Here is a 9,856-nt window from a genome sequence, read left to right on the forward strand (position 1 = left end):
TTATTTTTTAAAAAGATGCATTACAAAAACAGCTTTAAGCAAATTATTTTACCTGTTGTTATAGCAGGTGTTTTAGTGGTTGGATTTTTTATGGGTAAGCTATTTTCTCCAGCCAGCACTGGGGCGTCAGATGGTAAACTCTTTATTTATCCGCAAAAGAGTAAGGTGGAATCCATTCTTAATCTGATTGAGGAGGAGTATGTCGACACGGTTGACCGGGGAAAGCTGGAAGAAAAGATTATCCCTGAGATATTGAAAAATCTTGATCCTCATACTGTTTATATCCCAAAAGATGATTTGCAGGAAGCGAATCAGGAACTGGAAGGTAATTTTGGTGGTATTGGCGTTCAGTTCAGCATTCAAAACGATACTGTTTTAGTGATTGGCGTGGTGTCGGGCGGTCCATCCGAAAAATTAGGTGTATTACCCGGCGATCGCATTATTACCGTTAACGACAGCGTTATTGCCGGAAAGGGAATTCGTTCGGATGACGTGGTTGGAATGTTACGTGGCGAAATGGGAACCCGGGTTAATGTGGGTATCAAACGAAACGGACGGCCCGGGTTGATCGATTTTGAGATTATTCGTGGTAATATTCCCGTTTATAGTGTCGATATTGCTTATATGGTGACGGATTCTATCGGTTATGTTAAGGTCAGTCGTTTTGCCCGAAATACTTACAACGAATTTCTCACTGCGTTGGCAAAGCTTAAGGCTTATAACTGTCAGGATTTGATTCTCGATTTACGTGGAAATTCAGGGGGTTACCTTGATGTTGCCATTAGTATGAGCAATGAATTTTTAGAGAAAGGTGATTTAATTGTCTATACAGAAGGGAAATCGAGTCCTCGTCAGAATGTGTATGCCAATGGTACCGGTTCGTGCAGGGATATGGGCGTGACTGTTTTAATTGATGAGTTCAGCGCGTCGGCCAGCGAAATTGTGTCGGGGGCTATTCAGGATAATGACAGAGGGCTTATTGTGGGACGTCGTTCCTTTGGAAAAGGGTTGGTTCAACAGCAAATTCCATTGTCGGATGGTAGTGCGTTGCGGCTGACGGTGGCCCGTTATTATACACCCAGTGGTCGCTGCATTCAAAAGTCCTACGAAAATGGGTTGGACAATTATAATCTCGATATCATAAATCGTTTTCAGCATGGCGAGTTTTTTGTTCGCGATAGTATAAATTTTAATGATTCTCTTCGTTATAAAACAAAGGGTGGACGCATCGTTTTTGGTGGCGGCGGTATTATGCCGGATATTTTTGTGCCACGCGATACATCTATGTTGTCCGATTATTATTACCGTTTGCGCGATCGCGGCATTGTTTATCAATTTGCTTTAAAATATAGCGATGATCATCGACTGGTTTTGCAACGTCATCAAACGGTTGAGGAATTATTGTCTTTTCTCGAAACGCAATCTTTTGGACGCCTGGTAGCCAACTTTGCCACATCTAAAGGAATTCCTTACAATGCAACTCAATATAAGCTCTCCGAAAAAATCATTAATATTGAAGCCAGGGCTTATATTGCTCGTAATATTATGGATAATGAGGCTTTTTACCCGGTGTTGCATAAAATTGATGAGGTGTTGATAAAGGCGGTTGAGGAGATTCGATTTGAACATCCACAGAAGTTATTACAAATGGCCGGTATTGTTGGGGAAGAAGACGTTAATTAGTATCAACAGAAACGCAAATGCTCAATGGAATCGTCAAATTCAAGGCCTGCGAGATCCCGGAAAATGTGAATTGTATGGTAAATGGTCATTTTGAGGATAAGCGTAATGCTGAGGTTGGACTTTCCCTGCAAGCAATAATTAAGAGATTGAGTTATGCTTAGGTTTTTATTATTTATTTTTCTGTTCTATTTGATTTTTAAGGTTCTTGCAAAGTTCCTTTTTCCCTGGCTTCTTGCTTCAGGAATCAATAAAATGAATGCTGATAAGCAAAAGAACTATCAGGATTTTGTTAAAAACAAAAAGAAGGAAGAGGGACGGGTCTCTGTTGACTATGTTCCTCCGAAAGGTAAACATTTGTCTTCGGATGAAGGCGAGTATGTCGATTACGAAGAGGTGAAGGATTAACTATTTATAAGGGACAAAAAAACGGCTGTCATACCTATTGTGTATTTGACAGCCGTTTTTTTTAGCGTTTATGAAGGCCACACTCTTTGGTGTCTGGATTTTCCCACCACCATCGGCCGGCCCGGAGGTCTTCGCCGGGTTGAATGGCACGCGTACACGGCTGGCAGCCAATGGAAGGGAAACCTTTGTCGTGAAGTGTATTGTATGGTACTTTGTGGGTTTTGATGTATTGCCAGACATCGTCCTCAGACCAATGAGCCAGCGGATTAATTTTTATCAATCCATTGTTTTCATCCCACTCTATAATGTCGATATTTTGACGTGTTATTGCCTGTGACGCACGTAAGCCACAGATCCATGCATCCATGGTGGTGAAAGCCCGTTGCAGCGGTTCTATTTTGCGTATGTGGCAACATGCTTTGCGGTTGGTGATGCTTTCGTAAAAAAGATTAATGCCTTTGTTGTTGACCATTTCTTCCACTTTTTGATGATCGGGAAAAAAGATCTCTATTTTGGTTTTATATTTCCGACTGGTTCTATCAATAAGATCATAGGTTTCAGGGAATAATCTGCCTGTATCTAAAGTAAATATGCGAGCAGCTGGTTCTATTTTTAATATCATATCAGTTAACACCTGATCTTCGGCACCCAACGATGACGACAAGGCGATGCGGTCGCCGAAAATCGGGAGCACTCGCTTTAATATGTTTTCTGCTGTTTCCTCTTGAAGTTCAATGTTTAGTTGTTTTATTTCTGTGCGATCCATCTGATTTTGTATTGTAATGATTGTTTATGTTTTACGGTGTTTGTTTTCAATTATAGATTAAAGGCAGTCGCCAAAGCAAACACCCATGTGACGGCCCTCTTTTACCAGGTGGTTGGTGGTTGGATCAATCAATTTTATTTTTCCACCCACATCGCTCAGTGGTATGGATACAATTTCTCCGTTTTGTATAGCTACCATGGTGCCAAATTTTCTTTCGTGTATTAATTCTGCTGCAAAAGCACCCAGTCGGGTGGCCAAAATCCGGTCGGTTGCAGTCGGGCTCCCGCCACGTTGAATGTAGCCTAAGATGGTTTCGCGGGTTTCGAGACCCGTCAATTTTTTGATTTGTTTGGCGATGAAGACACCGGCTGACTTTTTAGACTGTTTTTGAATTCCTTCACCAACTACTACAATTGAATAAGGTTTCTTTTTGCGGCTTCGTTCCAACAAACATTCGGCCACTAAATTAAGATCATGGGTAATTTCGGGAATCAGAATTACGTCGCCACCACCGGCAACTCCTGAGTTTAGCGCAATCCAGCCGGCGTGATGGCCCATCACTTCAATCACCATTACTCTTTTATGTGAGTTGGCGGTGGTGTGAAGGCGGTCTATGGCTTCGGTGGCTATATGGACGGCTGTATCAAAGCCAAAGGTCATGTCTGTGCCCCAAATGTCATTGTCGATAGTCTTGGGTATTCCAACCACATTAAGGCCTTCTTGTGCCAGCAAATCGGCTGTTTTTTGAGTGCCATTGCCACCGATGCATACCAGAGCCTCCAGGCCCAGTTCCATATAATGCTTTTTTATGAGATCCGGTTTGGTGTGTGGCGCTTCTCCCTCAATGTTTTTAAAGGGTTTAAGTCTTGAAGTTCCTAATATTGTACCGCCAAGGGTAAGTATTCCCGACAGTAGTTGCTCGTTTAATTCAATGGTTTCCTTTTCAACCAGCCCGTTGAAACCGTTAATAATGCCAACCACGTCCATCCCATATTGAACAATGGCTGTTTTGCCTACGCCACGTATGGCGGCATTGATGCCGGGGCAATCGCCGCCGGCTGATAAAATCCCTATGCGCATGTTTTTGCTCCCCATGGTATTTTTGCTTTTTATTCAACGCCTGAAAGATAATTCAAATCATTTTATCTCTCTTTATTTTTATGGATAATGCTGATAAAAATTCCGTTTCGAAGGTCGTTCTTTTGGTTATGATTGGAATATTAATAATGGAACATCGGTTTCGTAAAGCATTTTTTTTGTAACCGATGGTGTAAAAATTTTTTTTAGAATTGTCCTTTTGTGGCTCGACATGGTGATGAGGTCTATTTGGTTGTTTTCAGCATAGGTTTTAATCGTTGTTACAAAGTTTTTTCCACTAATCGCGCTGAATTCAATGGGTTGGTGTTGACAGTTTTTCTCGCAATAGCTACGCATTTTGTCTATCCGGCGTTGGTCTCTTTTGTCCTCTTTGTTGGTGGTGTGATAAACAGCATATATCCGGGTGTTAAATGGTTTTGTAATCCGAATTAACCGGTGCAGTGTGATGAAGTCGCGATCGTTCTCTTCCATTAAAAATAAGATATTACCAATTTTTAAGTGGTTTACACGACTGTTGGCGGGCACGGCCAGAACCAGCGCTTTTGTGCGGTTAATAACATCGCCGGTAACGCTGCCCATGGCTTGTTTTATGGGGTCGTTTTTGCTGCTGGTACCCATAATGATCACATCCGAACGCATGGCCTTGCTTATTTGTGTGATGACTTCTTCCGGATAGCCATATTCAAAGCGGTATTCAATATGTATGTTCTTGTTTTGAAGTGACGACATATTTGTGATCACTTTGTTGGTTAGTTTTTTTAAACGTTCCTGGCTGTCGCGGTCGTGTCGTTCAATGTCAGGCAGCAGGGGTTCTTCGGTATTGGGGTTGTCGGGGTCGATGTCGCGTGATGCATAATCAGAAAAGCAGTGCAGAATAGTGATGCCTGCCTGAAATTTTTCAGAAAGCGTCAGGGCATACGACAAGGCGTTGATGGAATAATCCGAAAAGTTAACCGGCACCAATATCTTAATCATTGCTTTGTTGTTTGAAGGGGTTTGTAAAGCGGTATTTGGCCTTTAACCACATTGTTTTCTTATCCTACTAAATGTAGTATAAAAATAGGGAAAAAAGAACCCCGGAGAAAATTCTTTACTCCGGGGTTTTGAAATTTTTTTATGATGGCATTGTCTGTTACTCTTCTATCAGAGTAAGCCAGCCGTGCTTGTCAGGTTCTTCACCATACTGAATGGCTCTGAGTTTATGGTATAATTTTTCGGAAATAGGACCCGGTTTTCCATTTTTACTATAAACGTATTTTTTACCGGTATCAATGTCGTCAATTTCGGCTACAGGACTTATAACAGCAGCCGTACCACAGGCTCCGACTTCTTCAAAGGTATCCAATTCCTCCAATGGTACTTTTCGACGTTCGGTTTTTAGTCCCATCTCTTCAGCAAGTACCATCAGGCTTTTGTTGGTAATTGAGGGTAGTACTGATTTTGATAAAGGTGTAATATACGTATTGTTTTTGATGCCGAAGAAGTTGGCCGGGCCGCATTCGTCAATGTATTTTTTCTCGCGGCTGTCCAGATATAATACGGCTGAATATCCTTTTTCGTGGGCAATTTTGCCTGAACGTAAGCTGGCTGCGTAGTTGCCGCCGATTTTAATATAGCCTGTACCGTTTGGCGCTGCTCTGTCGTATTCACGGGTTATCATCAGGTTGGTGGGTTTAAAGCCTTCCTTAAAATAGGGTCCTACCGGTGTTACAAAAACGACAAAAAGATATTCATCTGATGGAGAGACTCCCACTTTGGCACCGGTGCCAATTAGTAATGGACGTATGTATAGGGCGGCGCCTGAGTCCATTGGTGGGACAAAGCGACTGTTGAGTTGTACGGCTTTTTTAACGGCTTTTATGAAAATTTCTTCCGGGACGGGCTGCATGAGCACACCTTCGGCTGAGGAGATCATGCGGCGGGCGTTATCTTCGAGACGGAAAATTCTGATTTTGCCGTCTTTGCCTCTGAAGGCTTTTTGTCCTTCAAAGGCTTCCTGACCGTAATGCAGGCAGGTGGCAGCCATGTGCATGCTAATGTTTTCTGAGGAGCTGATTTCTAACTCTCCCCATTTCCCGTCGCGATAATAGCAACGTACGTTGTAGTCTGTTTTTATGTAGGAAAATGATAATTTTCCCCAATCAATATCGCCAGTCATTTTATTTATGATTTGAGAGTATAAACAAATGGTAAAAATAGCAATATCTTTCCATATTATAGCCTGATATTAGCAATTATCAACTAAAAAGATGAGTTTAGTCACACTTGGGGGTTTGTTATTTTTCAAAATGCGGGAATCAATTGGGGTGGATTGTATGTCAGACTCAAGTGTTTTTTGTGATAAGAATCTGTTTTGTGTTTATGGGCTTCCTTTGAAATCTTCTTAAAACAGATAAAGGTTTATCTTATATAGGTTTTATGGGTAGCGAATAATTATTCGACGTTTTTATAATTATTTTATTACTAGTCTTTTAGCTCGTATGTAATTGTGCCCGACGGCTGAAGTCTGGAATCTTTTATTTATGAGGATGACGTAAATAATTTGTTTTATAGTTTATTTGGAATTTACATTGTCGTTTGAGTTTTTTTAAGGCATGTTTGTTTCTGAATAGGTTCGTTTATTGTCGTTAATGATTATTTTGAAAGCTTGAATAATTAAGAAAATGGCTTTTTTGTAGTTTGACGAAATAAAAAAGGAGGCTGTATTTCAGCCTCCTTTTTTATTAATTTTATTCTCTAATTAAAAAGCATAACTCAAACCTATTTGAAGGACATTGTTTTTAGCGTCGCCATTTTCCATAATATTTGACAGCCCAAGGTTGTATCGGATGCCGATCCCTAGTCCGGAATTCATTTGATAACCAGCTCCGAATCCAAGACCAAATTCGGTTCCTTTCATTCCATCTTTGATATCTTCATCGTCTCCGTCAAACTCCTCTTTTGCAGCCAGATTAAATCCAATTTGAGGACCTGCTTCCAGCATAAAGCTTTCTGTTAGGTTTAATTTTACCATTAATGGGATATCCAAATAAGTAAGTTTGACCACGTAATCGTCAGTAATCTTTGCACCTTTCATTGAAAGAAGGAGTTCTGGTTGAAAAGATAATTTTTTAGATAATGAGATGTTGGCAAAACCTCCAAAATACGGTGCTATACGTGAATCTAAGTTCTCTGCATCATCACCGGACATATTGGCAATGTTGATACCGGCTTTGGCGCCAAAAGAGGTTTGAGCAAACGAAGTAACTGTTGCAAATAACAGGATACCCGTTAGTAATACTGAAAATTTTTTCATTTGGTTAGTTTTTGTTAAGTAATTAAATCTTTTATGTTTATGTTTTAAACATTCAAAAATAATTTAAAGATTGTTACATGTTTTGTTTTCGTGCAATTTTGTGACGAATGGTGTTTTTTTTATGATTAAAGCATTGTTTCTGATGATAGAAGCGGCGTTTGGGTAATTTGACGTGCTTTTAATAAAGAATTTAATATTACCATTGATAAATAGCAGTCTATTTTATCAGTAGTAAAAAGGCTGAGATGGCAATTACTATTACCACAAAATAGCGGAATGCTTTTTCGGGTATAAAGCTTACAATTTTACGACCGACCAAAGTGCCCAGATAAACGGCTGGTATCATTACGAAGTTCATTTGGAGTGACGAGAGGGTCACCGATTCCCAAACAAACATGTGAAGCGGTAGCTTGATGAGGTTGAGTGTGAGATAAAAAAACGCACCGGTACCTATAAAATTAATTTTAGGCAGGCGCATCGAAAGCAGATACAAATCGAATATTGGACCTGCTGCATTGCCTATCATCGATGCAAAACCACCACTTAAACCTGCAAAAATTGATAAAGGTTTTGATTTTGAAAGATCTGCTTTTTTTCCTGCTAAATCGAATATGAAGATGAGCGACAGGCAAATGAATACAATAATGGCGATGATATTTCGGAAGATGCTGTCGTTAACCATTTTTCCAACTAAAACGGCAAGTACAATGCCTGCTAAAGCCCATGGAAGCAGTTTTTTTATCTGCTGCCATTTGGCACTTCGGTGATAGTAACGCAGCGCAAAAATGTCACCAATAATTAAAAAGGGGAGTAATATTCCGGTGGAGGTCATGCCGCCGTAATAATAGGCCAGTATGGGGATGGTTACCATGGCTATGCCTTTGAGTCCACTCTTCGAAAGCCCGTTGATGAATGCACATCCTAAGGTGATGAACCACACTCCCCATGATACGTTTAGCGGATTTAAAATGGATTGAAGCATGTTGCAAAGGAAGTGAATAATTTATAGGGCCTTGAATATTTATTTGTTAAAAAAACAAAAGTGGCGTTTCAGTTTTGGTGGTTCAACAGATCACGAAGAACCTTTGAGGCGGCCATGATGCCAAAAATTGCGGGCATATAGCTGATGGTGCCCAAAGTTGTTTTTTTATTTGGCTCGTCATCCACAAATAACAGGTGATTTTTGTCTGTGGGTTCAGGGCTGAATACCACATTAAAACCATTTTTGATGTCAAATTTGTTCAGTCGTTTGCGTACCATACGCGCCAGCCGGCACTGGTATGATTGGGAAATGTCGCTGACCTGTACTTTGGATGGATCCATTTTGCCGCCGGCTCCCATACTTGAAATCAGCGGTATTTTATTATTTACGGAATGGACAATCAGAAATATCTTTGGTGTCAGAGAATCAATAGCATCTATAACATAGTTAAAAGGTTGGTTTAATAGTTCAGGGATTTTGTCCTTATCCATAAATTCATGGATGGCATTGACTGTTATGGATGGATTTATGTCTACCATCCTTTGTTTCATGATTTCAACTTTTGGCTGATTCTCGGTGCTGCTCAGGGCAATTAACTGCCGGTTTCGGTTGGAGGGTTTTACGGTATCTGCATCCACAATGGTAATTTCGCCAATACCGGAACGAGCCAGCATCTCTGCGGCATAAGCCCCCACACCTCCAATCCCGGCTATTAATATATGGGCTTTCTGAAGCTTTTCCATCTGTTCTTTGCCCAATAATAATTCCGTTCTGCTAAGCCACTCCATTTCTCGTTTTTTTGTAATGCCCGCAAAAATAGTCAGATTTTTGGTTTGGTGAATGTTTCAAAGCTGATATTCGTTTGCGCTACCAGATAATGCGACCTAATAAGACCCAACGGTTTGAAGGTAAGTCTTGTATTGAAGGGTGGTTAGTAATTGTTTTTTGAAGAGAGTATTGTAGAATTTAATATTTAACTATTATTGTGTTATATGCTTAATGATATAAAGTTATTCCATATTATTTCAATCAGTTGTTTAATATCGGTAGCGTGTATTCTGGCTGCATTTTTATAGATCTCTTGTATTGGTTCATTACTGTCGTCGGTTTCTAAAAAGAAAGACTGAGGCGGTGTTTGTTTAAGACTTTGGGCTGCTTTGCTTTTTTCTATCAGGATGGCGGGGCCGAAACTGAGCCTGAATCCGGCAGACGTCAATTGCCGGGCCAATTGTGGGTGCCCTGTAAACCCATGAATTATCCAGGGTTGAATGGGTTGCTTTTCTTTTTTTATTTGGAGTAGTTCGTTAAAATAGCCTACGCAATGAATGACCAGTGGCTTTTTTAATTTTTCGGATATCTGTATGTGTTCTTCAAAAATGGATATTTGTTGTTCTAAGGAGCTACCTTTTAATTTATCTAATCCACATTCTCCAATGTAAAAGAGATTCTTATTTGTGGTTATTTGACTGTTAAATTTAAGTTTGTTTTGGGTTTTACTGTCCCATGGATGCACGCCGTAGCCAAAGAATCCTTGTTGAGGTAATGGCTCTCCCTGGCGAATGCTTTGAATAGCTAACACTGTTTCGGGATGAACATTTTTGTGGGTGTGAAAATCAATAATAGTCAT

The 9,856-nt window shown here is 40.3% G+C and carries 10 protein-coding genes; 2 read left to right on the forward strand and 8 right to left on the reverse strand.

The window, feature by feature from the left end; translation table 11 throughout:
* The first annotated feature begins 15 nt into the window (after nt 1–15).
* Nucleotides 16–1,683, forward strand: coding sequence for a S41 family peptidase (locus ACT3CD_RS09840; protein WP_444645271.1), 1,668 nt, complete (start codon nt 16–18; stop codon nt 1,681–1,683).
* A gap of 153 nt (nt 1,684–1,836) precedes the next feature.
* On the forward strand, nt 1,837–2,088 hold the full coding sequence (locus ACT3CD_RS09845) for a hypothetical protein (RefSeq protein WP_444645273.1): 252 nt from the start codon (nt 1,837–1,839) through the stop codon (nt 2,086–2,088).
* Nucleotides 2,089–2,149: 61 nt separating this feature from the next.
* Here ACT3CD_RS09845 and ACT3CD_RS09850 read toward each other — a convergent pair whose 3' ends face one another.
* The 8 genes from ACT3CD_RS09850 to ACT3CD_RS09885 form a co-directional block, all read right to left on the reverse strand.
* Nucleotides 2,150–2,854 carry a phosphoadenylyl-sulfate reductase gene (locus ACT3CD_RS09850; RefSeq protein ID WP_444645275.1) on the reverse strand — a complete coding sequence of 235 codons (705 nt, stop codon included), beginning with the start codon at nt 2,852–2,854 and terminating at the stop codon, nt 2,150–2,152.
* 57 nt (nt 2,855–2,911) lie between these two features.
* A complete protein-coding gene (locus tag ACT3CD_RS09855) occupies nt 2,912–3,949 on the reverse strand; it encodes a 6-phosphofructokinase (RefSeq protein ID WP_444645277.1) in 1,038 nt (345 codons plus the stop codon).
* Nucleotides 3,950–4,060: 111 nt separating this feature from the next.
* Nucleotides 4,061–4,927, reverse strand: coding sequence for a universal stress protein (locus ACT3CD_RS09860; protein ID WP_444645279.1), 867 nt, complete (start codon nt 4,925–4,927; stop codon nt 4,061–4,063).
* Nucleotides 4,928–5,084: 157 nt separating this feature from the next.
* Complete coding sequence (locus ACT3CD_RS09865) at nt 5,085–6,110, reverse strand: branched-chain amino acid aminotransferase (protein ID WP_444645281.1); 1,026 nt, start codon at nt 6,108–6,110, stop codon at nt 5,085–5,087.
* A 582-nt stretch (nt 6,111–6,692) separates the two neighbouring features.
* On the reverse strand, nt 6,693–7,247 hold the full coding sequence (locus ACT3CD_RS09870; RefSeq protein WP_444645283.1) for a porin family protein: 555 nt from the start codon (nt 7,245–7,247) through the stop codon (nt 6,693–6,695).
* Nucleotides 7,248–7,464: 217 nt separating this feature from the next.
* Nucleotides 7,465–8,229 (reverse strand): sulfite exporter TauE/SafE family protein, encoded by a 765-nt coding sequence (locus tag ACT3CD_RS09875; protein WP_444645285.1) that lies wholly within the window; start codon nt 8,227–8,229, stop codon nt 7,465–7,467.
* Nucleotides 8,230–8,297: 68 nt separating this feature from the next.
* Nucleotides 8,298–9,017 carry a tRNA threonylcarbamoyladenosine dehydratase gene (locus tag ACT3CD_RS09880; protein WP_444645287.1) on the reverse strand — a complete coding sequence of 240 codons (720 nt, stop codon included), beginning with the start codon at nt 9,015–9,017 and terminating at the stop codon, nt 8,298–8,300.
* 200 nt (nt 9,018–9,217) lie between these two features.
* Nucleotides 9,218–9,856 carry a TatD family hydrolase gene (locus tag ACT3CD_RS09885; RefSeq protein WP_444645289.1) on the reverse strand — a complete coding sequence of 213 codons (639 nt, stop codon included), beginning with the start codon at nt 9,854–9,856 and terminating at the stop codon, nt 9,218–9,220.

This window comes from Geofilum sp. OHC36d9, from assembly GCF_052400685.1.
Taxonomy (GTDB): domain Bacteria; phylum Bacteroidota; class Bacteroidia; order Bacteroidales; family Marinilabiliaceae; genus CAZHHH01.